The organism is Mycolicibacterium hippocampi (assembly GCF_010723735.1).
Classification (GTDB): Bacteria; Actinomycetota; Actinomycetes; order Mycobacteriales; family Mycobacteriaceae; genus Mycobacterium; species Mycobacterium hippocampi.
Genome location: NZ_BLLB01000002.1, coordinates 5,704,863 through 5,729,168 on the forward strand (window position 1 = coordinate 5,704,863; position 24,306 = coordinate 5,729,168).

The window sequence follows — 24,306 nt, forward strand, 5'->3', positions numbered from 1 at the left end:
CCGCGAGCGCGACGTTTTGCTCAGGAGACCAGAACCGAGTCCAGAGCGGACAGGAACAGCCCGAGCCCGTCGTCGGACGGGCCGGTCAGCGCTTCGGTGGCGTGCTCGGGGTGCGGCATCAGGCCCACGACGCGGCCGTTCGCCGAGCTGATTCCTGCGATGTCGCGCATCGAGCCGTTGGCATTCTCCCGGTAGCGGAAGACGACCCGGCCCTCCCCCTCGAGCTCGTCGAGCACCGCCTCGCTCGCGACGTAACGACCCTCGCCGGACTTCAGCGGCACCAGCAGGTCGGCACCCTGCTCGTAGCGCGACGTCCAGGCCGACGTGTTGGATGCGACCTCGAGCCAGACGTCGCGGCAGATGAAGTGCAGACCGGCGTTGCGGGTCAGTGCTCCTGGCAGCAGACCGGCCTCGCAGAGCACCTGGAAACCGTTGCAGATCCCCAGCACGGGCATGCCGCGCTCGGCAGCGGTGACGACCTCTCCCATCACCGGGGCGAACCGCGCGATCGCGCCGCAGCGCAGATAGTCGCCGTAGGAGAAGCCGCCGGGGACCACCACCGCGTCGACCCCCTTGAGGTCGGCGTCGGCGTGCCACAGACTCACCGCTTCGGCGCCGGCCAGCCGCACCGCCCGGGACGCGTCGATGTCGTCGAGGGTGCCCGGAAATGTGATGACCCCCACTCGAGCGCTCATCGGTGTGTCTCCGGTTCCCAGCTCACTGTCCAGTCCTCGATCACGGTGTTGGCCAGCAGCGATTCGGCGATCTCGGTCAACTTCTGATCGTCGATACCGTCGTCGACCTCGAGTTCGAATCGCTTACCTTGCCGCACATCTGAGATGCCGTCGAAGCCCAGACGGCCGAGGGCACCGACGATCGCCTGCCCCTGGGGATCGAGGATCTCGTTCTTCGGCATGACGTGTACCACCACTTTTGCCACGGCGATCACTCTACCTGCGGAGAAGACGGCGCCGCGGCAGCGCGAGGGTCAATCGCTGTCCCGCAGGTCCCGGGCACGCCACAATGGAGGGATGCAGCTCACACATTTCGGCCATTCCTGCCTGCAGGCACACTTCAGTGACGGCTCGGGCGCGCAGACCACGGTGCTGTTCGATCCGGGCACCTTCTCCCACGGCTTCGAGGGCATCACGGGACTGTCGGCGATCCTGATCACCCATCAGCACCCCGATCACGCCGATACCGAGCGGCTGCCCGCGCTCATCGACGCCAACCCGCAGGCCGCCCTGTACGCGGACCCGCAGACCGCCGCCCAGCTGGGCGGGCCGTGGCAACCGGTGCAGGTCGGCGACGAACTGTCCATCGGCCACCTCACGGTGCGGGGTGTCGGTGGCACACACGCGGTGATCCATCCGGAAATCCCTGTGATCGACAACATTTCGTACCTCATCGGTGACGACGAGCACCCCGCGCGACTGATGCATCCCGGCGACGCGCTGTTCGTCCCCGACGAGCCTGTCGACGTGCTGGCCACGCCGGCCGCCGCGCCGTGGATGAAGATCTCCGAAGCGGTGGACTACCTCCGCGCGGTCGCGCCGACCCACGCGGTGCCGATCCACCAGGGGATCGTCGACCCCGTCGCCCGGCCGATCTACTACGGCCGCCTGTCGGAGATGACGGACACCGACTTCCAGGTCCTCGAACCCGAGAACGGCACCCAGTTCTGAGTGAATCGGGCGCGCTGACGCCCCCTAGGTGTCGTGTTTCGCGCCGAATTCGCCGTCAGCTGACGTCGCGGGCGGCGGCGCGACCGGCAGCCCGGCCGGAGAACACGCAGCCGCCGAGGAATGTCCCCTCCAGAGACCGGTAGCCGTGCAACCCACCCCCGCCGAATCCGGCAGCCTCGCCGGCGGCGTACAGCCCGGGCAGCACCTCCCCGTCACTGCGCAGCACACGTGAGTCGAGGTCGGTTTCCAACCCGCCCAAAGATTTACGAGTCAGTATGTGCAGCTTCACGGCGATCAGCGGTCCGGCTTTCGGATCCGTCAACCGATGCGGGGCGACCACCCGGCTGATCCGGTCGGCCAGGTAGCCGCGGGCGGCCCGGATCGCGGTGACCTGGCTGTCCTTGGTGAACCGGTTGGCCACCTCCCGATCTCGGGCGGTGACCTCCTCCTCGACGACGGCGAAGTCCAGCGGCTCGACGTCGGGTACCGCGTTCATCGCCGCAACCAGATCGCGCAACGACGAGGCGGTGACGAAGTCGACGCCCTTGTCGACGAACGCGTGGACCGGCGCGGGACCGTTGCGGGCACGATCCAGCACACCACGCACACTGCGACCGGTCAGGTCGGGGTTCTGCTCCTGGCCCGACAGGCCGAACTCCTTGTCGATGATCCGGGAGTTGAGCACGAACCACGTGTAGTCGTGGCCGGTCTTGGCGATGTACTCCAACGTGCCCAGGGTGTCGAATCCGGGGTACAGCGGCGCGGGCAGGCGCCTGCCGGTGGCGTCGAGCCACAGCGACGACGGTCCGGGCAGGATCCGGATGCCGTGCATCGGCCAGATCGGGTCGTAGTTGGTGATGCCCTCGGTGTAGTGCCACATCCGGTCGCTGTTGATCAGGTTCCCGCCCGCCGCCGCGGAGATCTCCAGCATCCGGCCGTCCACATGGGCCGGAACTCCGCTGAGCAGCTGTTCGGGAACCCGTCCCATGCGCGCCGGCCAGTTCCTGCGGACCAGGTCGTGATTGCCGCCGATGCCGCCGCTCGCGACCACGACGGCCTGCGCCCGGAACTCGAAATCACCCACGACGTCGCGCGACGACGCGACTCCCCGCGCTGCGCTGGTGGGTTCGAGCACCGCGCCGCGGACCCCGACGACGGATCCGTTTTCGACGACGAGTTCGTCGACGCGGTGCCGGTGCGCGAACCGCACCCCCGCCAGCCGGCGAGCGAAGATGTCGACCAGCGCCGGACCCGTGCCCCACGTGATGTGGAAGCGCGGCACCGAGTTGCCGTGCCCCCGGGCGTCGTAGCCGCCCCGTTCGGCCCAGCCGACCAGGGCGAAGGTCTGCAGGCCGCGATCACGTAGCCAGCTGCGTTTTTCCCCTGCCGCGAAGTCGACGTAGGCGTGCGCCCACTGCCGGGGCCAGTGGTCCTCGGGCCGGTCGAACCCTGCGGTGCCGAGCCAGTCCTGCAACGCCAACTCGTGGCTGTCACGGATTCCGAGGCGGCGTTGTTCGGGACTGTCCACGAAGAAGAGTCCGCCGAAGGACCAGAACGCCTGACCGCCGACGTTGGCCTCGTTCTCCTGGTCGACGATCAGGACGCGACGGCCACGCTCGACCACTTCGCATGCGGCCACCAGGCCTGCCAGCCCGGCACCCACGACGATGACATCAGCGTCAGCCATTGCCCCAATCTACGGCCAGCGGCCCCTACGCGGCGTCGGACAGCGCAGGTCGAGGGCGCCATTCGTAGACGGTGGGGACGCAGGAGTGCATCAGCGCCAGGTCGACGGCGTCGAGCATGGCCTGCCGGGGACCCGGCCGGCGCAGGTGGCGCGCCGCGACCGCGACACGCACGACACCGGCGCGGCGCGCGGTGCGCTCGGCGGACAGCACCAGCGTGCGGCACCACCACGGCTCGGCCAGGAAACCCTCCCCGATCCCGAGCACCCGGGTGCGCACGGTCTGGTCGCGGACCAGGTCGGTGATGCCGGTCAGACCAGCCAGAAGCCGAAACCCGTTGCGGGGCAGTACCTTCACCGCGCCCGGGGAGACGTTCCACCCCGGGGCCGCGAACAGCCGGGTACGTAGGCCGAGGTGTTCGAGGGTACGGTCGGCGGCCATCAGCCGCAGGTTCGCCTCGTGAGCGGGCAACGTCGCGAACTCACCCTTGCGCGCTTTGGTGGCGGCCTCGTCGAACCCGTGCAGCACGATGGCGTCGCCGTCGGCCCGCCTGTCGGCCAACCACTGGACGGTGGCCGGGTCACTGTCGAGCCGGTATCCGCCTTTGAGACGCGGTGCCACCAGGAAAGACGCAGGCACTCCCCGGTCATCGAGCTGAGCACTGAATGATGCGACGTCGGCGAGCGTGCGCTCGCTGACACCGGAGATCGAGACGATCAGTTGTCCTGCCACATCCGCAGTGTCGCAACAGCAGATGTCGGGATGGTTGCGAACACTCCGACCACAGGTGTCGTTTCGGCTATCGCGGCAAGACGGCTTCGATCGCCGAGATCACCTCTGGGGCGTCGGGCTCGGTGCGGGGACGGAACCGCTTGACCTCGGTGGCGCCGGGGGCCAGCAGGAACTTCTCGAAGTTCCACTGCACGTCGCCGGCCTCACCCTGCTCGTCGGCGACCTTGGTGAGTTCGGCGTAGAGCGGGTGCCTGCCCGGGCCGTTGACCTCGGTCTTGGCCAGCAGCGGAAACGTCACCCCGTAGGTCGTCGAGCAGAACGTCTGGATCTCTTCGGCGGTGCCGGGCTCCTGGCCCATGAACTGGTTGCACGGCACACCGATCACCGTCAGGCCCCGGCCGGCGTACTCCTTCGCCAGTGATTCGAGCGCGCTGTACTGCGGCGTCAGACCGCATTTGGAGGCGACGTTCACCACAAGCGCCGCACCGTCGGCCAACTCCGCCAACGTGGTGGAACGGCCGTCGAGGGTGGTTAGCGCGATGTCGGTCAAGGGCGTTTCGGTCATGCACTCGACGCTACCCGTGGCTCATTTCGTGAACAGCATCCGGGCCACCCGCTGCACGGCGGCAATCGGATCTTGCCTGGTCTCGATCGCCTCGTTGAGCCAGAGCATCACAAAGCCGTGCACCAGCGACCATGCGGCGAGCGCGGCCGCCTGCGGATCCTGTTGGGCACGTGGATCTTTGAGCGTGCCCACGCCGGCGGCGAGCTCTGCACCCGCGGCATCCTGGGCCGCGACCAGCTCGGGGTTGTCGGGGTCCACCAGCGAACGGTCGAACATCACCTCGTAGTGGCCGGGGTGGTCCACGGCGAAACGCACGTATGCCAGTGCGGCGTCGTCGAACTGGGGTCGCGCCTCGGCGAGCACAGCCGCCAACTTGCGCCACCCCTGCTCCGCGAGAGCAGTGAACAGCCCGCGCCGGTCCACGAAGTGGTGTGCGGGTGCGGCATGCGAGACACCCGCCGCCCGTGCCAGCTCCCGCAGCGAGACTCCATCGGCCCCGCGCTCGGCCACCAGCGCTGCAGCCTGCCCGAGGATGGCGGCCTTGAGGTCGCCGTGGTGGTAGGAATCCCTGCTCATGGCCGTCATCGTACCGGCATCTTGACATTGACTAGTTGTCGGACCTAGCCATTAACTTGTCACTGTCAAGATGCGGCGGGCCCGTCGACGCTCCGACCGAAGGAGGTTTCCAATGCCCACCCTTCCCTGGACCACCCCTGCCGGTGCCGGCCCCCACCGCGGCGCACCTGGAACGTTGGCGATGGCTTCCCGCTTCGAGTTGGAAAGGTGGCGAGATGTGCCCGGCTTCTTTATCTCGGCACTGCGGATCCGCGATCAGATGCTGCAGTCGCCCGGCGTCATCGGAGTCTCTCTGGTCGCCCGGCCGTTGCGAAGGACCTTCTTCACATTGTCGGCTTGGCGCGATCGCGCCGCACTGAATGCCGCAGTGGCCGGTCAACCGCACGCCGCGACGATGGCCAGATACCGAACGCGGATGGCCGACTCCGCTTTCACCTTCTGGGAACCCGCCGACGATTCGCCCCCGGACTGGCGGGACGCCGTTGCGCGACTCGACGAGGCGGCCGAGATCCGGGCGGCCGCTGACGGCGGCCGGACACTTTAACCGCTGGCTTCGTCGGCGCCCACACCAGCCCTGTCCAACAGCCACGCGTACTGGAACGCAGCTTCCTTCCACCGCTCGTAACGCCCGCTGATTCCGCCGTGGCCGGCGTTCATCTCGGTCTTGAGCAACACCTTGGCGGCATCCTTTTCCGGGTCATCCTGGACGTGACGCAGCGCCGCAACCCATTTCGCCGGCTCCACGTAATACACCCGGGTGTCGTTGAGCGACGTCATCGCCAGGATCGCTGGATAGTTCTTGGGTTCGACGTTCTCATACGGCGAGTAGGACTTCATGTAGTCGTACACGTCGGGATCTTCCAACGGGTTTCCCCACTCGTCCCATTCGGTGACGGTCAGCGGCAGCGACGGGTCGAGGATCGTCGTGAGCGGGTCGACGAAGGGCACCGCGGCCAGGATGCCGGCGAAGAGGTCGGGTGCCAGGTTGGCCACCGCCCCCATCAGCAGGCCGCCCGCGCTGCCACCGTAGGCCACCAGATTCTCCGGACGGGTCACCTCCGTACCCACGAGGTGGCTTGCCACGGTGATGAAGTCGGTGAACGTGTTGCGCTTTTCCAGCAGCTTTCCGTGCTCGTACCAGGGTCTGCCGAGCTCGCCGCCACCGCGCACGTGGGCGATCGCGAACATCATCCCCCGATCGAGCAGCGACAGTCGCGCGATGGAGAAACGAGGGTCCTCACACGACTCGTAGGCGCCGTAGCCGTACAGCAGTACCGGCGCCGGATACTGCAGCCCGGCCCGGTGGATGATCGAGATCGGTACCCGCGCACCGTCGTGGGCGACCGCCCAGTCCCGCCGCTCGACGTAGTCTTCGGGCCGGTAGTCACCCAGTACCGGCTGCTCCCGCAGCAGCGTGCGTTCACCGGTGGCCAGGTCCAGGTCGTAAATTCGCACCGGCGTGACGAACGACGTCGCACCGATGCGGAGTTTGGGCGCGATCCAGTTCGGGTTGGCGGACAGCCCTGCCGACATCAGTTCGGAATCGAAGGTGATGTCCTGGGCCTGGCCGTATCCTTCTTCGTGGATGGGCCACAGCTGGATTCGCGGCAGCGCATCCTTGCGGTAGCTGACCACCAGGTGTCCGCCGAAGGCGTCGACGGAGTCCAATCGGACGTCGTGGCGATGCTCGATCAGGGTCCGGCTCTGTGCGGGATCGCTGACCGGTGCCTCGACGAGCGTGAAGTTCTCCGCTCCGTCGTTGTGCAGGATGAGGAATCGGTCCTGCCCGCCGACGACGACGTGGTCGACCGAGTACTCGACGTTCTCCCGCCGCGGCCATACCGAGGTGAACTCGGCCTGCGGGTCGGCGGCGTCCCCGTATCTCAGCTCGGAGGTCACCGCACTGCCCGCGGCGATGATCACGTACTTGTTGCTCCGGGTGCGTCCCACCGCAACCCAGAACCGTTCGTCGGGCTCGTGGTACACCCGTTCGGCCGGCAATCCGGCACCCAGCCGGTGGCGCCACACGGTGTCCGGCCGCCACGCGTCGTCCACGGTGACGTAGTAGACGGTGTGGTTGTCGGCCGCCCAGGTGGCGCCTGCGCCGATCCCGGCGATCTCGTCCTCGTAGCGTCGTCCGGTCCGTAAGTCCTTGAAGCGCAGCGTGTACCGCTCATCACCCTTGACGTCGACCGAGTACGCCAGGATGTTGCCGTCGATGCTGACGGTCGCCGCGCCCAGGGAGAAGAAATCGTGCCCCTCGGCTTCGACGTTCTCGTCGAGCAGCACCTGCTCACCGGGAATCTCGGTGTGCTCGTCGAACTGCGGCGGTGTCCAGTCGTCGGGATCGACTACCGGGCACCGGCACTGCACGCCGTACTGCTTTCCCTGGAAGCTGCGCCCGTAGTACCACCAGTCACCGCGACGGGTGGGCACCGAGAGGTCGGTCTCCTTGGTCCTGGACTTGATCTCGTCGAAGATCTTCTGGCGCAGCGGCTCGAGCGCCTCGGTCACACCGTCGGTGTAGGCGTTCTCGGCCTCGAGGTGGTCGATCACCTCCTGGCTGGACTTGTCCCGCAGCCACTCGTAGGGGTCGATGAACACGTCGCCGTGATGTTCCCGGCGGTGCGCTGCCCGCCTGGCAACCGGCGCCTGACCCGCGCTCACGCGGACGCGCCGATCCAGTCGTCGAATCGCAGACCCGAGATGCGTTCGTAGGCTTCGATGTATCGAGCCCTGGTGGCCTCGACGATGTCCGCGGGCAGCGGCGGCGGCGGATTGTCGGCTGCCCGGTCCCAACCGGACTCGGGGCTGGTCAGCCAGTTTCGGACGAACTGCTTGTCGAAGCTGTTCTGTGTTTGGCCTTCGACATGGTCCTCGGCGCGCCAATAGCGCGACGAGTCGGGGGTGAACACCTCGTCGGCCAGCTTCAGTGCGCCGTTCGCATCGACGCCGAACTCGAATTTCGTGTCGGCGACGATGATGCCGTGGCTCAGGGCGTGCTCCGCGCCCTGGGTGTAGGTGTGCAGGGTGCGCTCGCGCAGTTCGTCGGCGCGCGTGGCACCGACGAGCTCGACGACGCGGTCGAAGGTGATGTTCTCGTCGTGCTGCCCGAGTTCGGCCTTGCTGGCCGGGGTGAACAACGGCTCGGCGAACTTGCTGGCCTCCACCAGCCCGGCCGGCAGTGGGATTCCGCACACCGCGCCGGTCTGCTGGTAGTCGATCAGTCCCGATCCGGTCAGATAGCCGCGGGCCACCGCTTCCACCGGAAGCATCTCGAGTTGCTCCACCACCAGCGCCCGGCCCAGCACCTCCTCGGGGATGCGCTTGTCGTCAGGCGGGCCGGCGAGATGGTTGGGCGAATCCAGATGGTCGAAGAAGAACACGCTCATGGCTGTCAGCACGCGGCCCTTGTCGGGTATCTCCGAATCCAGGATGTGGTCGTAGGCCGAGATCCGGTCCGAGGCGACGAACAGCAGGTGGTGGTCGTCGACCCGGTACAGTTCACGAACCTTGCCGCTGGCCAGGTGCTGGTAGTCGGACAGAGCGGGGCGCATTCGGCCAGCCTAACGGCCGCGGTGTGTTGTGATCGAACCCATGAAATCGCGGTGGGTCCCCTACGCCACAACGCCCGGTCGGCTGCTGTGGCAGCTGTTCAGCGACGTCGTGATGATCATCTGGACGACGATCTGGGTTCTGGTCGGCATGGCGGTGCACTCCGCGGTGTCGCTCATCGCCGACTTCGGCTACCAGCTGGAGAGCGGCGCGAACGGGGTGGCGGGCAATCTCGACTCGGCGGGAAACAGCGCCGACGACATCCCCCTCATCGGTGATTCGCTGGCCCGCCCGCTGTCGGCCGCGGGCGATGCGGCCCGGGAGATCGCCGGTGCCGGGCAGAGCCTGGGGGTGACGGCCGGGTGGTTGGCGTGGCTGCTCGCTCTGGCGGTGGCGGCGCCGCCGATCCTCGCGCTGATGATGCCGTGGCTGTTCCTGCGAGTGCGGTTCTTCCGGCGCAAGTGGACCGCCGTCACGCTGGCGTCCACCGTCGCGGGTGAGCAACTGCTCGCGCTGCGCGCGCTGGCCAACCGACCCCTGGCGAAGCTGGCCGCGGTCAGCGCCGACCCGGTGGGCGCCTGGCGAGATCAGGATCCGATCGCGATCCGCGGCCTCGCTGCGCTCGAGTTGCGCGCGTCGGGCATCCGCGCCGCCGGCCTCAAGCATCAATAACACACCGCCGGAACGGTATTCCAGCAGGCGCCCACTCGTATTTTCGCTGCTGGAATACCGTTCCGGCGGAGGGCGTGGGCTGGGTCAGCGCAGCAGTCGCTTCAGCGTGGTCCCCAGCGGGTGCCGGGCGGTCAGCGAGCCCAACCGGACCCGTCCGGTGACCACGACGTGCAGCCTGCTTGACGGCGGGCTGGTCCCCACCTTGACCGAGGTGGAGGAGCCGACGTTGGCCACGCCGTTGAGGTCGGCGGTCGCGCCGTCGGGCAGGATCAGTTCGCTGGAGCTCAGGTAGTCGTCGATCTCGATCTGCACCACCGGGCTCTGCAAGGTTGCCGACGTGAAATCCAGCGTCGTCGAACACATCCTGGTGACCAGCTGCAGCCGCGGTGGCACCGTCCACTGCCCCTTGCGGGTGATGCTCGACATCCAGCTGCGCAGCACTTCGGGAGGCGCGGGCGGGGGCTGACGACGGACGTGAGGCAGGTCGGCGATCACGGTGTCCAGTTCGCGCCGGGTCCGAGCGGCGAGCACGACGTCCACCCGCTCGGTGTACTCGTCGAGCGAGAGCATGCCCTGCCCGACGGCCTGCTCCAGAATCTGGCTCACCGCGGCACGGTCAGCGTCCGAGGCTCTCAGGTCGGGTTGTCCGGCGTCCATGTGGTTCCAGGGTAGGCGGCTCACGCCCCCAGTTCGACCATCAGGTGCCGGATGCCGGTGTGCCGGTTGCTTCGCGTCCACTCCACGGGCTCGGCGATGTGCACCGAGGAGAACCGCGCGAGCAGCTCCTCGAACAGCACCTTCAGTTCCAGCCGTGCCAAATTGGCGCCGAGGCAGTAGTGCACACCCTGGCCGAACCCCAAGTGTGGGTTGGGCTTACGGGCGATGTCGAACCGGTCGGGGTCCGTGAAAGCGGCGGGGTCGCGGTTGGCCGACCCTTCCCACACGAGGACCTTCTGCCCGGGTTCGATGCGGTGTCCGGCCAGCGTGGTGGCCTGCGTCGCGGTGCGGCGCTTCGACGGTGACGGCGACGTCCACCGCACCATCTCCTCGATGGCGGTGGGCAACAGTTCCGGGTCGGCGCGCAGCGCCTCGAACGTTCCGGGGTGCTCGGCCAGTGCGAGCAGCCCGCCGGCGATCGAGTTGCGGGTGGTCTCGGCACCCGCGCTGAAGAGCAGGTTGAAGAACAGGTAGCTCTCGATGTCCGACAGGGCGGGGTCGTCGGAGTTGACCACGACCGACAGCATGTCGTCGGTGGGTTTGGCCCGCTTGGCGGCGATCAGCTCCTGGCCGTACGCGTACATCCGCGAGCCGGCCTCTTCGACGGAGAGCCGGGTGATGGCGGCCTTGCGGGAGCCGCCGAAGTCGAAGCTGGGCTCGATCGCCTCGAACAGCCAATGCCGTTCGGATTCAGGCACTCCCAGCAGGATGCAGATCATCTGCATCGGCACCTCGGCAGCCACGTCGGTGACGAAATCAAAAGCCGAACCAGGGGTCACGTCATCCAGCAGTCGACGCGCCCGGGAGCGCAGGTCGTCCTCGACGCGGTGGATCATCCGCGGAGTCAGACCCGAGCTGACCAACCTCCGCACGTCGGCGTGCCGGGGGTCGTCCATCATGTTGAGCAGTTGCCCCGCGATGGAAAGGTCTTGCAGGAGCGTGCCACCGAACGGCCGGGCGCCCCCGGTCACCGACGAATAGGTGTGCGGATCACGGAATACCGCAAGGGTTTCGGCGTGGGTGGCGACCGACCAGAAGCCCTCCCCGTCCGGGGTGTTCTCGGTGGGCTCGTGCCAGTAGACCGGCGCCACACGACGGTGCAGGTCGAACAGGTCGTGCGGGAAGCCGTCGGCGAAGTTGTCCAGGTCGGTGAAGTCGATCCGGGCCAGCTCCGGAGCGGTGCTCACAGAATCGCATCCGAGGTGTACTTGGCGGCTTCGGGAAAGCGCGCGATCAGGTCGTCGACCGCCGCGACCACGCGGTCCACCTGATCGCCGGCCGCACCGGTGAAGACCTGCTTGTCGGCCAGTGCCGCGTCGAGCGCCGCCCGGTCCAGCGGCAACCTCGGGTCGGCGGCCAACCGCTCCAGCAGGTCGGGCTCGGCACCGCGCTCGCGCATCGCCAGCGCCACCGCGACCGCGTGCTCCTTGATCACCTCGTGGGCGGTCTCCCTGCCGACCCCCGCCCGGACCGCGGCGATCAGGATGCGGGTGGTGGCCAGGAACGGCAGGTAGCGGTCCAGCTCGCGCTGGATCACCGCCGGGTAGGCACCGAATTCGTCGAGCACCGTCAGGAAGGTCTCGGTCTGACCGTCGAGGGCGAAGAACGCGTCCGGCAGCGCGACCCGGCGCACCACCGAGCAGAACACGTCGCCCTCGTTCCACTGCGCGCCGGCCAGTTCGGCGGCCATGGACGCGTACCCGCGCAGCACCACCTGCAGGCCGTTGACGCGTTCACAGCTGCGGGCGTTCATCTTGTGCGGCATCGCCGACGACCCGACCTGCCCGGGAGCGAAGCCCTCGGTCACCAGTTCGTGGCCGGCCATCAACCGGATGGTGTGCGCCAGCGAGGACGGTCCCGCACCGAGCTGCACCAGGGCGGACACCACGTCGTGGTCCAGCGAACGCGGGTACACCTGCCCGACGCTGGTGAGGATCTCGGTGAAACCGAGAAAAGTTGCGACGCGCGTTTCCAACTCGGCGAGCCGCTCGGTGTCCCCGTCGAACAGGTCGAGCATGTCCTGCGCGGTACCCATGGGGCCCTTGATGCCCCGCAGTGGGTAGCGGTCGATGAGCTCGCTGACACGCTGCAACGCGACCAGCATCTCCTGGGCAGCAGAGGCGAACCGCTTGCCCAGCGTGCTGGCCTGGGCGGCCACGTTGTGGCTGCGGCCGGCCATCACCAGGTCGCGGTAGAGCGCGGCGCGTTCGGCGAGCCGGGCCACCACCGCGACACCGTGGGCGTGCGCCAGCTGCAGTGACCGCCGGATCTGCAGCTGCTCGACGTTCTCGGTGAGGTCCCGGCTGGTCATGCCCTTGTGGACGTGTTCGTGCCCGGCAAGCGCGTTGAACTCCTCGATGCGCGCCTTCACGTCGTGGCGCAACACCCGCTCCCGCGCGGCGATCGACTCCAGGTCGACGTCGTCGAGCACCCGCTCGTAGTCGGCGAGAACGGCGTCGGGAACGTCCGAATTTCCCGCGCCGAGCTCGATCTGAGCGCGCAGCACCGCCAGCCACAACCGCCGTTCGGTGACGATCTTGGCCTGCGGGGACCAGATCGCCACCATCTCGTCGCTGGCGTAGCGCTGGGCCAATACGTTCGGGATGCTCACGAAAACACAGCCTATCGGGCCGACGGGCCCCAGCGGCGGACCGGCCATCAGGCCGCCCGCGGGGCGCCGATACGGCAGAGTGGCCCCATGTTCTTCGTCGGTCTCGACCTGGCCTGGGGCCAGCGCAAGCCCACCGGTGTCGCCGCGATCGACGAGGCCGGGCGGCTGGTCTATGCCGGTTCGGCCACCGACGACACCAGCATCCGGGCCGCGTTGGGTCCCTACACCCAGGACGACTGCCTGGTGGCCGTCGATGCTCCGTTGATCGTCACCAACCCGACCGGACAGCGCCCCGCCGAGCGGGAACTCAACGCCGACTTCGGCCGCTTCCAGGCCGGTGCCCACCCGTCCAACACGGGCAAGCCGGAGTTCGCCGATGTCCCCCGCGGTGCCCGCATCGCCGGCGCGCTGGATCTCGACATGGACCCCTTCTCCACGGCTGCGCGCCGGGCCATCGAGGTGTATCCGCACCCGGCCACGGTGGCCTTGTTCCGGCTCGGAAGAACCCTGAAGTACAAGGCCAAGCCAGGGCGCAGTGTCGCTCAGTTGCGCGCGGAGCTGCTGCGCCTGATGGAGCACATCGAGGGGCTTGCGCAGACCGACCCGCCGCTCCGCACAGCCGACAGCGCGGACTGGGCGAAGCTGCGCGAGCTGGCCGAGAACGCCGAGCGCAAGAGTGAACTCCGTCTGGTCGAGGATCCGGTGGACGCGGTGATGTGCGCGTATGTGGCCATGTACGCGGCGCGCCGGCCGTCGGACGTGACCGTCTACGGCGACGGTGAGACCGGCTACATCATCACTCCGACGTTGCCGTCCGACCTGGTTCCGGCGCCACCGGAGCCGACGCCCGGGGCGATTCACGACGCGATCGCGACCTACGCCGAGCGCCGACCGACCCTGACCCGGTCGACCGCACGCTATTTGTCGGAGGTCATGGGCCTGCTCGACGACGCCGGCATCAACTACCTCAGTGTCACGGCGCGCACCAAGACGGTGGCGTCGTTCGCCGCGAAGGCGGACCGCACCGTCGAGGGTCGTCGGCTCTACACCGATCCGCTCTCCGAGATCACCGACCAGATCGGACTGCGGGTGATCACCTACCTGCGCGACGACGTCGCCGCGGTCGCCAACCTGCTCGGGGAGGAGATGCGGCTGCTCGACGACCGGGACATGGGGGTCGAGACGGCGAGCGAGGGCCGCTGGGGGTATGCCAGCAGGCACCTGCTCGTCGCGGTCGAAGGTGAACAACAACCGGCCTCGGTGCAGGTCCGGACGATCCTTCAGCACGCGTGGGCCGAGTTCGAGCACGACATCCGCTACAAGGGCTCGGTTCCCGAGGAGGACGCACCCGATCTGAACCGGCGCTTCACGCTGGCAGCGGGACTGCTCGAGCTGGCCGACCGTGAGTTCTCGGCGATCCGCGAGAGGCTGCGCTCAACCGTGCCGTCGGAACGTGCGCCGCAGACCACCAGTGATCCCCGCATCCCGACGCCGGTGTTGGCCACCTATCTCGGCAACCGGTTCCCCGACGCCGGATGGTCACGCACCGAGCACTATGCCTGGATCGCGGGGCTGTTGCTCGAGCTCGGCATCGACTCCGTCGACGGCGTGGATGCGATCCTCAGCCGCGTCGACACCACCGCGGTCAACGACGCGATGGGCTACCGCTACCCGGCGGGCGCGGTGCGCCGGCTCGACGACGTGCTGCTGGCGGTGTTCGGCACGCAGTACCTGCAGCTGGACGGCAACGGTGATCGCATTGCTCTGCTGGAGAACAGGTTCCAGCGACTCAACGAGACGTTGGCTAATCCGGGCCAGCCCCCAGGTGCGTCGGATCGGTGATGTGCCCGTCGCGGATTCCCAGTTGCTTGTTGATCGCCTGGGTGATGAAGAACAGCACCACCCCGATCACGACCAGCGCGCCCGCCACGATGTACTGCTGAAGGGGCCGCCCCGACAGCGGGCTGACCAAGAACAGTGACACCAGGAACCCGACGACCGGCAGCGCGGTGGGCGTCGTGAAGTGCCCGCCGGCCTCCTGCACATCACGCCGCAGCACCAGAACCGCGACGTTCACCACCGCGAACACCGCCAGCAGCAGCAACGACGTGGTGCCACCCAGCACCGAGATCGCACTACTGCTGGCGAACGTCGACACATAGATGATCAGGCCGAACGCGATCAAGGTGGTGAAGATGATCGCCGCCCACGGCGAACGACGGGTCGGGTGCACCGAGCCCAGCACCGGGGGAAGCACCCGCTGGCGGGCCATGCCGTAGATCAGCCGGCTGGCCATCAACATGTTGATCAGCGCGGTGTTCGACACCGCGAACATCGTGATGAACGGCAGGATGTCGTCGATCGGCAGACCGGGGGCGCCCGCCTTGACGACCTCCACGAGCGGGGTGTCGCTCTCCTTGAGCTCACCGACCGGCACCAACGCGACCGCCACAATGGAGACCAGGATGTAGACAAGCCCCGCGATCGACAGACCACTCAGCAGGATCTTGGGAAATGTCTTGACGGGATCCTTGGTCTCCTCGGCCATGTTCACCGAGTCCTCGAACCCGACCATCGCGAAGAACGCCAGCGACGTCGCAGCCGTGATTGCCAGGAACGTGCTCTTGTCCTCACCGGTTTCGAAGGCGACCGTCCGGGAGAAGTCGACGTCGGCGCCACCGGTGAAGGCCCAGAAGCCGACCATGATCACCACGATCAGGCCGGTGATCTCGATGATGGTGAGGACGACGTTGAGCTTGACGCTCTCGCCGACCCCACGGTAGTTGATCGCCGCGAGACCGGCCATGAACAGCAGGGCCAGCGCGGCCACGGTCACTTTCGACGCATCGTAATCCACACCCTCGAAGAAGTTCGCCGCAAACGCCCTGGATGCTGTTGAGGCCGAGGTGATTCCGGAGCACATCACGATGAACGCCACCAGGAAGGTGACGAAGTGGATGCCAAAAGCCTTGTGCGCGTAAAGTGCTGCGCCCGCCGCCTGGGGGTATTTGGTGACCAACTCCAGATAACTGAACGCGGTGATGGTGGCGACACCGAACGCAATCAGGAAGGGCAGCCACGCCGCTCCGCCGACCTCGCCGGCGACGTCGCCGAGCAGCGCGTACACGCCGGTCCCCAGGATGTCCCCGACGATGAAGAGCAGCAGTAGGCCCGGACCCATCACCCGCTTCAACTCGGGTTGTTGATCACCGACCTTCGCCCCGGTGCCGGACTCCGTCATCGCGCCCTCCCCTGACCGCTCGCTGGAAAATCCATGATGGGTCAGTCGGAATTGCCGTGCAGGGTCAACCGCAAACTTCGTCGATCACAAACGCTGGGGATGGAACGGAGCCAGCATGTCGATCACGTCGATCAGGGTCGCCCTGGCCGTCGCACGCGGCCCGTCCCCGTCCCCGACGAGCGCGGCCACCACCGCACCGTCGACCGCGCACACCAGGGCGGTGAGCAGTTCCGCGCGTACGGATCTGCCGGACCGTTCGACGACCTCGAGGACGGCGTTGGTGCGCTGGGCGAGGATGCGCCGCTGGATGTCACGCAGGCTGGGCTGGCGGGCGCAGGCGATCAGCCGCTCGTACCGCGAGATCAGTTGTTCGGTAACCCGTTCGGGACTGTCGCCGACGAGTAGGTCGACCAGGATGTCGGCGATGGACTCGGCGCCGCGGCGCCGGCGCGACAGCGTGGCGACCCGCTCCCGCAACTCCACCGACTCCCGGGTACCGACATGTTCCACCGCCTTGGCGATCAGGTCTTCCAGCGACGAGAAGTAGTAGGTGGTGGACGCCAGCGGCAGCCCGGCACGGCGGGCGACGGCACGATGTCGCACCGCGTCGAAGCCCCCTTCGCACAGCAGGTCGGCAGCTGCGCTGACCAGCGCATACCGCCGACGTTCTCCCTTGGGAGTGACTGCTGCCGTCACCTCTAGCATCGTGCCAGTCAGGAGGTTTCGGCATCGGGGTTTCGACTAATCACCGTCCTTTACCCGGGCACCGCGATGGCATGATGGCGCCCATGTCCGACATCAGCCGCCGCGCGCTCCTGCAAATCGGCTTGGGCACTGGCGTCCTGGCCGCCGGCGGGTACGCATTGGGCGCCGCAGTGGCCGCAGGCGCACCGCCTGTACCGCAGGCACCACCCGTCCCGGCTCCGACCTATGCCGCCGGATCGTTCGTGTCCGCTGCCCGCGGCGGGGCGGTCACCAACTGGATCATTGCGCGCCCGCCCGGCCAGGCGGCCCCGCTGCGGCCGGTGATCCTGCTGCACGGCAAGGATTCCAGCGCCCAGACCGTGATGTCGATGGGCGCCGAGCAGTTCCTGGCGGATGCCGTCCGGGCCGGCATCGCGCCGTTCGCCCTCGCCGCGGTCGACGGGGGCAACGGCTACTGGCACCGCCGCGCGTCCGGCGACGACTCCGGGGCGATGGTGCTCGACGAGTTCCTCCCGCTTCTCGGCGACCACGGCCTGGACACCTCCCGGGTGGGCTTTCTCGGGTGGTCCATGGGGGGATACGGCGCGATGCTGCTGGGCTCGCGGTTGGGCGCCGGACGCACCGCCGCGATCTGCGCGGTCAGCCCTGCGTTGTGGACATCGGCGGGGGCCGCGGCGCCGGGCGCGTTCGACGGCGCCGAGGACTACGCCGCCAACAGCGTGTGGGGTCCGGGCGCGCTCGACGGGATCCCGCTGCGAATCGACTGCGGCTACGACGATCCCTTCTACCCGGCGACGCAGCAGTTCATCGCGCAGTTGGCGGCGCCGCCGGCCGGCAGCTTCTCCCCCGGCGGGCACAACGCGTCGTACTGGTCCTCACAACTGACCGGTGAACTCACCTGGGCGGCGCCGCTGCTCACCGCCTAGAGGGAGATGCGCCCCTCCGCGGCCGCGAGGCCGATGTCGGTCCGAAAATGACTGCCCGGCAGACGGATCGACTCGATACGCCGGTAGGCGGCGTCGCGCGCGGCAGCCAGGTCGGCGCCGACACCCACCACCGACAGCACTCGGCCGCCCGAGGACACCACGGCGCCATCATCGCGGCGGGCGGTGCCGGCATGCAGCACGCTTCCGCCGTGCTCGGAGCCCGGCTCGGCACCGTGGATGACGTCACCCACCCTGGGGCGACCCGGGTAGTTCTCCGCGGCGACGACGACCGTCACGGCCGCGCCATCGCGCCACTGGAGCGGCGGCTGGCCGGCCAGCTCTCCGGTGGCGGTCGCCCGCAACAGCTGTCCCAGCGGGGATTCCAGCAGCGCGAGCACCGCTTGGGTCTCGGGATCGCCGAAGCGGCAGTTGAATTCAACAACGGCCGGACCGCTCGAGGTGATGGCCAGCCCGGCGTATAACAGACCCGAGAACGGGCAGCCCCGGTTGACGAGTTCGGCGGCAACGGGTTTCACGACCTCGTCGACGATGCGGCTGGTCATCTCGTCTGGCAGCCACGGCAGCGGGGTGTAGGCGCCCATGCCACCGGTGTTGGGTCCGCTGTCGCCGTCGCCGACGCGCTTGAAGTCCTGCGCCGGAAGCAGCGGAACCACCGTCTCCCCGTCGACGACGCAGAACAGCGACACCTCCGGACCGTCGAGGAACGACTCGAGCAGTACCGGGTGGCCGGCCTCGAGCAGGCTGGCGGCGTGCGCGCGGGCGGCGTCGCGGTCGGCGGTGACCACCACACCCTTACCGGCCGCCAGGCCGTCGTCTTTGACCACCCATGCCGGCTCACCGCCCGCAGGGCCGAACCGGTCCAGCGCGGCGTCGAGGCGGGCGGGGTTGTCGACGATCTCGCTGCCGGCGGTGCGTACTCCCGCCGCGGTCATCACGTCCTTGGCGAAGGATTTTGAGCCCTCGATGCGGGCGGCGTCCCTCGTCGGCCCGAAGCAGGCGATACCGGCTGCGCGCACCGCGTCGGCGACACCGAGAACCAGCGGCACCTCAGGTCCGATGACCACCAGGTCGGCGCCGATGCGGCGCGCGAGAGCGATGACCGCCTCACCGGAGGTCACGTCGAGCTCGTACTGGTCGGCGAGTGCCGCCGTGCCCGCGTTGCCGGGCGCCACGGTGAGCGCATCGACCTCCGGGTCTCGGCGCAGCGCGAGCAGCAGCGCGTGTTCACGGGCTCCGGATCCGACCACCAGGACGTGCACAGCAGCCCACCCTAATCGCACATCGGCCGGGAAGTCCGACCCCATCGGCCATACAGTTGGCTGCATCGGTGTATGGTCTAACGAAAGTGCTGCACGTCACATCAGGAGTGAACCCACATGACCACGACGAACGACGGGTTGCAGAGTTGCCCGTTCCTGCCCGACGGATATGACTTCACCGACCCGGATGTCCTGCTCAAAGGCATTCCGGTCACCGAGTTCGCCGAACTCCGCAAGACCGCGCCGGTGTGGTGGAACGCCCAGGAGGAGTCGATCTTCGACGACGGCGGCTACTGGGTGATCAGTCGGCACGCGGACATCAAGGCGATCTCGCGGGACGGCTCGCTGTGGTCGACCAACCGCAAGGGCGCGGTGATGCGCTTGCCCGACGGCGTCACCGCCGACCAGCTCGAGCTGACCAAGGCGCTGCTGATCAACCACGACGCGCCCGAGCACACCCGGTTGCGCAAGATCGTCTCGCGGCTGTTCACGCCCAGGGCGATCGTCGCCCTGGAGGAGAAGTTGGCCGTCGCCGCGCGCGGCATCGTGCGTTCGGCGTTGGAGAGAGACTCCGGCAATTTTGTCGACGACATTGCGATGCCGTTGCCGCTGCTGGCGATCGCCGACCTCATCGGGGTGCCCGAGGGCGACCGCGAGAAGCTGTTCCACTGGACCAACTGCATCATGAACACCGACGATCCCGACTTCGACTCCGACCCGACCGTCGCGAACGCCGAACTGATGGGCTACGCCTACAACATGGCCGAGGAGCGCCGCCGCTGCCCCGCCGACGACATCGTCACCAGGCTGATCCAGGCGGACTTGGGGGAAGAAGGCGGCGAGACCAATGAGCCATTGGGCGACGTCGAGTTCGCATTCTTCGTGATCCTGCTGGCGGTGGCCGGCAACGAGACCACCCGCAACGCGATGACCCACGGCATGAACGCGTTCCTGGAGAACCCCGACCAGTGGGAGCTGTTCAAGCGCGAGCGACCCGAGAGCGCGGTCGAGGAGATCATCCGCTGGGCCACACCCGTGCACTGCTTCCAGCGCACCGCACTGGCCGATGTGGAAATCGGCGGTGCGAGGATCAGCGAGGGCCAGCGGGTCGGGCTGTTCTACAGCTCCGCGAACTTCGACGAGGACGTCTTCGAGCGGCCCTTCGAATTCGACATCCTGCGTAGCCCCAATCCGCACTTGGCGTTCGGCGGGAACGGCGCCCATTTCTGCATCGGCGCCAACCTCGCCCGGATGGAGATCAAGCTGATGTTCAACGAGATCGCCGACCAGATTCCCGACATCACCAAGCTCGCCGAGCCGCAACGGCTGCGGTCGGGCTGGATCAACGGCGTCAAAGACCTGCAGGTCGCCTACCGCTGAGTCCGGCCCGCGGGTGGCCTAGAGTTCCTTCGTGCGCACCCACGGCTGGTCCGGTTCAGCGCCTGCCAATGACGAGGAGGCAGTCGCGCGGATCCTCGCCGCGGCGGGGAAAGCGATCGAGAACAAGGGCGCCGACTTCAGCATCTCCGATGTGGCCCGCACCGTGGGGGTCACCCGGCAGACGGTCTACCGGTACTTCGCCAGCACCGAGGCGCTGCTCGTCGCCGCGGCGGTGCACGCCGTCGACGGGTTCCTGGACCGGCTGGCCGCGCATCTGTCGGGAATCCACGATCCCGCGGAGGCCGTCACCGAAGCCGTTGCCACCGCATTGGAGTGGCTGCCGCGGGAGAAGTACATCGGTCTGTTGATGGTCCCCGGCGGCGCGACCCACGTCGAATCCGTCACCTCGGACATCGCGCTGCGATTCGGCCGGGACATGGTGGGACGTCTCGACGTCGACTGGACTGCGGCGGGTTGTCACGATGCCGATCTCGACGAGCTGGCCGAGCATCTGCTGCGCATCATCCAGTCGTTTGTCATCGACCCGGGACGCCCGCCAAGACAGGCCGACGACCTGCGCTCCTACCTGCGCAGGTGGGTGGGCAACGCGCTCACACCACCGTCAGCGGCAACGACTTGCGATCCTCGAACACCCACGATGCGCCGCCACTGAACTTGCACACCGCAACCTCGGGCAGTTCCTTTGCCGCGGTGTCGGTCTCGACGACGCGCACGGTCCAGTCGGATTCGGTGCCTGATACCTCGGCGCGCAGATGCGGGTCGACCGCCTGGACGACAGCCTGAAGTGGTTGGTCGGCCACGGGCGAGACCAGCGAGATCCAGGAATCATCCTCGTGGGCCGGTGACCGGCGCACATGCAGCGAGTCGGGGGCGACGTCGGCCCACACATATGCGGCGGGATTGAGCAACGGGTGCAGCTCCAGAACGCGCAGTGCACCCTTGACATCACTGGACAGCCTGAGTGCCTTGTGAATCCGCTCGGCGGCCACACCCGCGATGCCGATCAGCTGCTTGGTCCGGATGGAACGCGCCAGCGCCACATCGTCTTTGGCGCGCTTCTCGACGGCTATCGTGAAGGACAACACCAACAGGTGCATCTGCAGACACACCTCGTCGGCGATCCGGACCAGCGCCGAGTGCGAGAACGCGCCGAAGTCGACGTCGGCGAGCAACTCACCCGAATAGTCGGCCATGCCTTCGTCGTTCGGATCGATGGGCTCGAGTTCGCACGAGTGTGCGTGGCTGGCGGCGACGAGGTCCATCGCCGGTATGAACGGAACCTCGGGATAGGACTCGTCGATGATCACCGTCCACCGGCAGTGCGGGTGCTGGTCTGACGGCACCCTGGGCGGCCGGTGGATCGGGCGCACCTGGGCTTTGCGATTGGTGGCCAGCGCCGTGGCATCAAACGTCGGGTCCTCGATGTCGTGGCACATCCCCTGGACGTAGTCCTCGCCCATCGGCTCGACGTCGAGCAGTGCGCCACAGTGGTCGAGGTGGAACTCACCGTGCCATCGGTCATGAACGGTGTAGCGGAAATCCATGAACTGCGGTGGGGCGCCGATGTCCAGCTGCAGTCCTTTGAACAAGGTGAAGATGTCGACGCCCTCGTAGTTGAGCGCCTTCTGCATCCGCTTGGTGTAGAGCGGACTGGACGCGGCCCACTCCTCGATGGCCACCTGAAGCATCTCATCCCGACCCCAGGCGCTGATGCAGTGAGCCATTCCCGACCGGTCGATTAGTTGACCGATCAACAGCAACTCGGGCACCAGCGTGGCGAGCTCCTCGCGCGACAGCGCGGCATACCTACTCATCATCGATCTTGGTCATCATCGAGCTTGCTTCCCGAGTGCATGTTCAACGCCGCATTGACGTTGGCCTTCTTGTCTTCGGACTCGCCCTTCTCGGCTGCCTTCTTGCGTTTTGCCAACACCTTGCTCACCACCCCGTCCAGCTTCGAACCCAGCGGAAAACCCAGATAGTGCGTGAGGAAAACCGCCATCTCCTTGAGCTCAGCTCCGGTGAGCTCGCCATTGTGCAGCGCCGCGTTCACCTGGATCTCGGCCAGATCCGCGTTGCCCACCGCGGTGACGCAGGTCAGGGTCATCATGCGCTTTTCGCGCATCGACAGTCCGGGTCTGGTCCAGATGGTGCCGAAGAGGTGGTCGACGGTGAGGTCGAAGTAGGGGTCGCCCTGGATGTCGGGCATCTCCCAGCCGTAGACCTCGTTCATCTTGGCGAGGCCCTTTTGTCGAAGCTCGTCCATGTGGCTACTCCTTCGTCGTCGAAGTCGTGTGCGGCACACCGAGTCCGGCGGCCAGGTCACGCAACGCTATCTCTGCCAGCGGCAACTGCACCCCGGTTGCCTCACCCAGACCCAGTGCCAGCCGCAGATCCTTCTCGCCCAGACCGCGGGTGTGGACGAACATGTCGTACAAGAAGTGGTCGGGCTGCAACGGCTTGGTGTCGTCGCGGGCCATGATCGCGCCCGGGCCACCACTCTGCGCGTCGCTGTGCCGCACTACCCGACCCAGCTTCTGCAGATCGATACCGGCCGCCTCGGCCAACTTCTGCGCCTCGCACGCGGCGGCGAACCCGACGAAGGTCAACATGTTGCGGGCCAGCTTCATCCGGGTTCCCGCCCCCGGCTCCCCCGCGCGGACCACCATCGACGCCCACTGCTTGAACACCGGCTTGACCACGGCGTAGGCATCCTCGTCGGCACCGACCATCACGGCGAGCTCGCCCTTCTCGGCTGCGCCGGCGCCGCCGCTGACCGGAGCATCCACGATGTGAATGCCCTTGGGCCGCAGCTGCTCAGCAAGTTCGACAGCCGTGTCGGGCTCGATCGTCGAGTGAATCGCGATGACGGTGCCGGGCTCGGCGTGGTCGGCGAGCTGGGCCACCACGTCGCGCACCTGCGCGTCGGTGAGCACCGTGACGCTGATGACGTCGGCCTTCGCAACGTCGGCAACGCTGTCGGCCAGCGTTGCACCGAGTTCGGCCAGCGGCGTCATCGACTCGGTGCGCACGTCGAACACGATGAGTCCGCCCGGCCAGTCGACGAGCCGCTTCGCCATCGGCGCGCCCTGATTTCCCAGGCCGATGTATCCGAGCTTCAACTCCGTGCTCATCAGCGCTGTCTCCTCTTCGCGCAAGCGCTCATCAGCGGATGATCTGTCCGCCGTCGACATTGAAGATCTGGCCGGTGATCCACTTGGCCTGATCCGACAGCAGGAACAGCATCATGCCGACGAGATCCTCGGGTTCGCCCATCCGCGACAGCGGGATGTTCTTCACGATGTCGGCCACCATCTCCTGGGGAGTGGTGGTGCGGTTGGCCTCGGTGTCGATCGGGCCCGGCGCGATCGCGTTGACCCGGATGTTCTGCCCGCCGAGTTCGGTGGCCAGTTGCTGGGTGAGGCCGTTGATGCCCACCTTGGCCAGCCCGTAGAAGTTCGAGTACAGCCATGCCGCGGTCGAGGACTGGTTGACGATCGCCCCGCCGCCACGTTTGGCCATCTTGCGGTACACCGCGCGGGTGCACACCAACGCACCGTCGAGGTTCACGCTCATGAACTTCTTGTAGTAGTCCCAGTCCACGGTGATCAGGAAGTCGAGCTTCATCCCGCCGAAGATGGCGGCATTGTTGACCAGGTAGTCGATGCCGCCGAACTCCGAAAGTGTCTGCGCCGCCATTTCCTTGGCTGAATCCGGGTCGGAGACGTCGACCCGCACGGCGAGCGCGTTGCCGCCCTCCCCCTTGATGCCGTCGGCGACCTTCTGGGCCCCCTCGGTGTTGATGTCGGCCACCACCACCGCCGCGCCTTCGCGGGCGAGCGCCTCCGCGTAGGCCTGGCCAATGCCACCGCCGGCTCCGGTGACGATGGCCACCTTCTCCGTGAACTGGTCTCCGTAGAGCGCCACCCATGTCTCCTAGCGTCGTTGTCTGAAG

The 24,306-nt window shown here is 67.5% G+C and carries 25 protein-coding genes; 7 read left to right on the forward strand and 18 right to left on the reverse strand.

Annotation, left to right across the window (positions count from 1 at the left end; translation table 11 throughout):
- Positions 1-20: 20 nt before the first annotated feature.
- Both purQ and purS read right to left on the reverse strand, forming a co-directional pair.
- A complete protein-coding gene (gene purQ / locus G6N53_RS28435; protein WP_163894849.1) occupies positions 21-695 on the reverse strand; it encodes a phosphoribosylformylglycinamidine synthase subunit PurQ in 675 nt (224 codons plus the stop codon).
- On the reverse strand, positions 692-940 hold the full coding sequence (gene purS / locus G6N53_RS28440) for a phosphoribosylformylglycinamidine synthase subunit PurS (RefSeq protein ID WP_163894851.1): 249 nt from the start codon (positions 938-940) through the stop codon (positions 692-694). Before purS ends, purQ begins: the two co-directional genes overlap by 4 nt.
- 91 nt (positions 941-1,031) lie before the next feature.
- Here purS and G6N53_RS28445 point away from each other — a divergent pair, with 91 nt between their 5' ends.
- Positions 1,032-1,685 (forward strand): MBL fold metallo-hydrolase, encoded by a 654-nt coding sequence (locus tag G6N53_RS28445; RefSeq protein WP_163894853.1) that lies wholly within the window; start codon positions 1,032-1,034, stop codon positions 1,683-1,685.
- A 55-nt stretch (positions 1,686-1,740) separates the two neighbouring features.
- On the opposite strand, the gene G6N53_RS28450 is transcribed toward G6N53_RS28445, so the two are convergent.
- The 4 genes from G6N53_RS28450 to G6N53_RS28465 form a co-directional block, all read right to left on the reverse strand.
- The gene (locus tag G6N53_RS28450; RefSeq protein WP_163894856.1) at positions 1,741-3,372 is read right to left on the reverse strand and encodes an FAD-binding dehydrogenase; all 1,632 of its coding nucleotides are present in this window, start codon (positions 3,370-3,372) and stop codon (positions 1,741-1,743) included.
- Positions 3,373-3,397: 25 nt separating this feature from the next.
- Positions 3,398-4,102: a DUF2334 domain-containing protein gene (locus G6N53_RS28455; RefSeq protein WP_163894858.1), complete on the reverse strand. Its 705-nt coding sequence runs from the start codon at positions 4,100-4,102 to the stop codon at positions 3,398-3,400.
- 67 nt (positions 4,103-4,169) lie between these two features.
- Entirely contained in the window at positions 4,170-4,667 is a 498-nt protein-coding gene (locus G6N53_RS28460; protein ID WP_163894860.1) for a glutathione peroxidase, read from the reverse strand.
- Between the two features lie 21 nt (positions 4,668-4,688).
- Positions 4,689-5,243 carry a TetR/AcrR family transcriptional regulator gene (locus G6N53_RS28465; RefSeq protein ID WP_163894862.1) on the reverse strand — a complete coding sequence of 185 codons (555 nt, stop codon included), beginning with the start codon at positions 5,241-5,243 and terminating at the stop codon, positions 4,689-4,691.
- 112 nt (positions 5,244-5,355) lie between these two features.
- On the opposite strand from G6N53_RS28465, the gene G6N53_RS28470 reads away from it, so the two are divergent.
- Positions 5,356-5,787 (forward strand): DUF3291 domain-containing protein, encoded by a 432-nt coding sequence (locus G6N53_RS28470; RefSeq protein WP_163894864.1) that lies wholly within the window; start codon positions 5,356-5,358, stop codon positions 5,785-5,787.
- Here the strand turns inward: G6N53_RS28470 and G6N53_RS28475 are convergent.
- On the reverse strand, positions 5,784-7,910 hold the full coding sequence (locus G6N53_RS28475) for a S9 family peptidase (protein WP_163894866.1): 2,127 nt from the start codon (positions 7,908-7,910) through the stop codon (positions 5,784-5,786). The two genes, G6N53_RS28470 and G6N53_RS28475, sit on opposite strands and share 4 nt — an antisense overlap.
- Positions 7,907-8,800 carry a phosphoribosylaminoimidazolesuccinocarboxamide synthase gene (locus G6N53_RS28480; RefSeq protein WP_163894868.1) on the reverse strand — a complete coding sequence of 298 codons (894 nt, stop codon included), beginning with the start codon at positions 8,798-8,800 and terminating at the stop codon, positions 7,907-7,909. Before G6N53_RS28480 ends, G6N53_RS28475 begins: the two co-directional genes overlap by 4 nt.
- Positions 8,801-8,840: 40 nt before the next feature.
- Between G6N53_RS28480 and G6N53_RS28485 the strand changes: the two genes are divergently transcribed.
- Positions 8,841-9,470, forward strand: a complete 630-nt coding sequence (locus G6N53_RS28485; protein WP_163894870.1) for a hypothetical protein — start codon at positions 8,841-8,843, stop codon at positions 9,468-9,470.
- Between the two features lie 84 nt (positions 9,471-9,554).
- On the opposite strand, the gene G6N53_RS28490 is transcribed toward G6N53_RS28485, so the two are convergent.
- The 3 genes from G6N53_RS28490 to purB are packed head-to-tail and all read right to left on the reverse strand — an operon-like array spanning position 9,555 to position 12,798.
- On the reverse strand, positions 9,555-10,127 hold the full coding sequence (locus G6N53_RS28490) for a DUF1707 SHOCT-like domain-containing protein (RefSeq protein ID WP_163894872.1): 573 nt from the start codon (positions 10,125-10,127) through the stop codon (positions 9,555-9,557).
- Between the two features lie 20 nt (positions 10,128-10,147).
- Positions 10,148-11,374, reverse strand: coding sequence for a cytochrome P450 (locus G6N53_RS28495; protein ID WP_163894874.1), 1,227 nt, complete (start codon positions 11,372-11,374; stop codon positions 10,148-10,150).
- Complete coding sequence (gene purB / locus G6N53_RS28500) at positions 11,371-12,798, reverse strand: adenylosuccinate lyase (RefSeq protein WP_163894876.1); 1,428 nt, start codon at positions 12,796-12,798, stop codon at positions 11,371-11,373. Before purB ends, G6N53_RS28495 begins: the two co-directional genes overlap by 4 nt.
- Positions 12,799-12,885: 87 nt before the next feature.
- On the opposite strand from purB, the gene relZ reads away from it, so the two are divergent.
- The gene (relZ, locus tag G6N53_RS28505; RefSeq protein WP_163894878.1) at positions 12,886-14,640 is read left to right on the forward strand and encodes a bifunctional ribonuclease/(p)ppGpp synthase; all 1,755 of its coding nucleotides are present in this window, start codon (positions 12,886-12,888) and stop codon (positions 14,638-14,640) included.
- On the opposite strand, the gene G6N53_RS28510 is transcribed toward relZ, so the two are convergent.
- Both G6N53_RS28510 and G6N53_RS28515 read right to left on the reverse strand, forming a co-directional pair.
- Positions 14,603-16,039 (reverse strand): APC family permease, encoded by a 1,437-nt coding sequence (locus G6N53_RS28510; protein ID WP_163894880.1) that lies wholly within the window; start codon positions 16,037-16,039, stop codon positions 14,603-14,605. The genes relZ and G6N53_RS28510 overlap by 38 nt on opposite strands.
- 84 nt (positions 16,040-16,123) lie before the next feature.
- Entirely contained in the window at positions 16,124-16,744 is a 621-nt protein-coding gene (locus G6N53_RS28515; RefSeq protein WP_163894882.1) for a TetR/AcrR family transcriptional regulator, read from the reverse strand.
- Positions 16,745-16,818: 74 nt separating this feature from the next.
- On the opposite strand from G6N53_RS28515, the gene G6N53_RS28520 reads away from it, so the two are divergent.
- The gene (locus G6N53_RS28520) at positions 16,819-17,670 is read left to right on the forward strand and encodes an alpha/beta hydrolase (RefSeq protein WP_163896426.1); all 852 of its coding nucleotides are present in this window, start codon (positions 16,819-16,821) and stop codon (positions 17,668-17,670) included.
- Here the strand turns inward: G6N53_RS28520 and purD are convergent.
- On the reverse strand, positions 17,667-18,950 hold the full coding sequence (purD, locus tag G6N53_RS28525) for a phosphoribosylamine--glycine ligase (protein WP_163896427.1): 1,284 nt from the start codon (positions 18,948-18,950) through the stop codon (positions 17,667-17,669). The two genes, G6N53_RS28520 and purD, sit on opposite strands and share 4 nt — an antisense overlap.
- A 117-nt stretch (positions 18,951-19,067) precedes the next feature.
- Here purD and G6N53_RS28530 point away from each other — a divergent pair, with 117 nt between their 5' ends.
- Positions 19,068-20,330, forward strand: coding sequence for a cytochrome P450 (locus G6N53_RS28530; RefSeq protein ID WP_163894884.1), 1,263 nt, complete (start codon positions 19,068-19,070; stop codon positions 20,328-20,330).
- A gap of 31 nt (positions 20,331-20,361) precedes the next feature.
- The gene (locus tag G6N53_RS28535; RefSeq protein ID WP_163894886.1) at positions 20,362-21,003 is read left to right on the forward strand and encodes a TetR/AcrR family transcriptional regulator; all 642 of its coding nucleotides are present in this window, start codon (positions 20,362-20,364) and stop codon (positions 21,001-21,003) included.
- Here G6N53_RS28535 and G6N53_RS28540 read toward each other — a convergent pair.
- The 4 genes from G6N53_RS28540 to G6N53_RS28555 are packed head-to-tail and all read right to left on the reverse strand — an operon-like array spanning position 20,942 to position 24,278.
- A complete protein-coding gene (locus G6N53_RS28540) occupies positions 20,942-22,168 on the reverse strand; it encodes a hypothetical protein (protein ID WP_163894889.1) in 1,227 nt (408 codons plus the stop codon). The two genes, G6N53_RS28535 and G6N53_RS28540, sit on opposite strands and share 62 nt — an antisense overlap.
- Entirely contained in the window at positions 22,165-22,617 is a 453-nt protein-coding gene (locus G6N53_RS28545) for a carboxymuconolactone decarboxylase family protein (protein ID WP_163894891.1), read from the reverse strand. Before G6N53_RS28545 ends, G6N53_RS28540 begins: the two co-directional genes overlap by 4 nt.
- Before the next feature lie 4 nt (positions 22,618-22,621).
- Positions 22,622-23,485: an NAD(P)-dependent oxidoreductase gene (locus G6N53_RS28550; protein ID WP_163894894.1), complete on the reverse strand. Its 864-nt coding sequence runs from the start codon at positions 23,483-23,485 to the stop codon at positions 22,622-22,624.
- 31 nt (positions 23,486-23,516) lie between these two features.
- Entirely contained in the window at positions 23,517-24,278 is a 762-nt protein-coding gene (locus G6N53_RS28555; RefSeq protein WP_163894896.1) for an SDR family oxidoreductase, read from the reverse strand.
- Positions 24,279-24,306: the final 28 nt, after the last annotated feature.

Excerpts from the sequence above, each read along its gene's own strand:
- G6N53_RS28510 (WP_163894880.1), bottom strand. The coding sequence starts at position 16,039 with ATGACGGAGTCCGGCACCGGGGCGAAGGTCGGTGATCAACAACCCGAG.
- relZ (WP_163894878.1), top strand. The coding sequence starts at position 12,886 with ATGTTCTTCGTCGGTCTCGACCTGGCCTGGGGCCAGCGCAAGCCCACC.
- G6N53_RS28460 (WP_163894860.1), bottom strand. The coding sequence starts at position 4,667 with ATGACCGAAACGCCCTTGACCGACATCGCGCTAACCACCCTCGACGGC.
- G6N53_RS28480 (WP_163894868.1), bottom strand. The coding sequence starts at position 8,800 with ATGCGCCCCGCTCTGTCCGACTACCAGCACCTGGCCAGCGGCAAGGTT.
- G6N53_RS28515 (WP_163894882.1), bottom strand. The coding sequence starts at position 16,744 with ATGCTAGAGGTGACGGCAGCAGTCACTCCCAAGGGAGAACGTCGGCGG.
- G6N53_RS28550 (WP_163894894.1), bottom strand. The coding sequence starts at position 23,485 with ATGAGCACGGAGTTGAAGCTCGGATACATCGGCCTGGGAAATCAGGGC.
- G6N53_RS28490 (WP_163894872.1), bottom strand. The coding sequence starts at position 10,127 with ATGGACGCCGGACAACCCGACCTGAGAGCCTCGGACGCTGACCGTGCC.
- G6N53_RS28445 (WP_163894853.1), top strand. The coding sequence starts at position 1,032 with ATGCAGCTCACACATTTCGGCCATTCCTGCCTGCAGGCACACTTCAGT.
- G6N53_RS28465 (WP_163894862.1), bottom strand. The coding sequence starts at position 5,243 with ATGAGCAGGGATTCCTACCACCACGGCGACCTCAAGGCCGCCATCCTC.
- G6N53_RS28450 (WP_163894856.1), bottom strand. The coding sequence starts at position 3,372 with ATGGCTGACGCTGATGTCATCGTCGTGGGTGCCGGGCTGGCAGGCCTG.
- G6N53_RS28470 (WP_163894864.1), top strand. The coding sequence starts at position 5,356 with ATGCCCACCCTTCCCTGGACCACCCCTGCCGGTGCCGGCCCCCACCGC.
- G6N53_RS28520 (WP_163896426.1), top strand. The coding sequence starts at position 16,819 with ATGGCGCCCATGTCCGACATCAGCCGCCGCGCGCTCCTGCAAATCGGC.
- G6N53_RS28530 (WP_163894884.1), top strand. The coding sequence starts at position 19,068 with ATGACCACGACGAACGACGGGTTGCAGAGTTGCCCGTTCCTGCCCGAC.
- G6N53_RS28485 (WP_163894870.1), top strand. The coding sequence starts at position 8,841 with ATGAAATCGCGGTGGGTCCCCTACGCCACAACGCCCGGTCGGCTGCTG.
- purQ (WP_163894849.1), bottom strand. The coding sequence starts at position 695 with ATGAGCGCTCGAGTGGGGGTCATCACATTTCCGGGCACCCTCGACGAC.
- G6N53_RS28545 (WP_163894891.1), bottom strand. The coding sequence starts at position 22,617 with ATGGACGAGCTTCGACAAAAGGGCCTCGCCAAGATGAACGAGGTCTAC.
- G6N53_RS28540 (WP_163894889.1), bottom strand. The coding sequence starts at position 22,168 with ATGATGAGTAGGTATGCCGCGCTGTCGCGCGAGGAGCTCGCCACGCTG.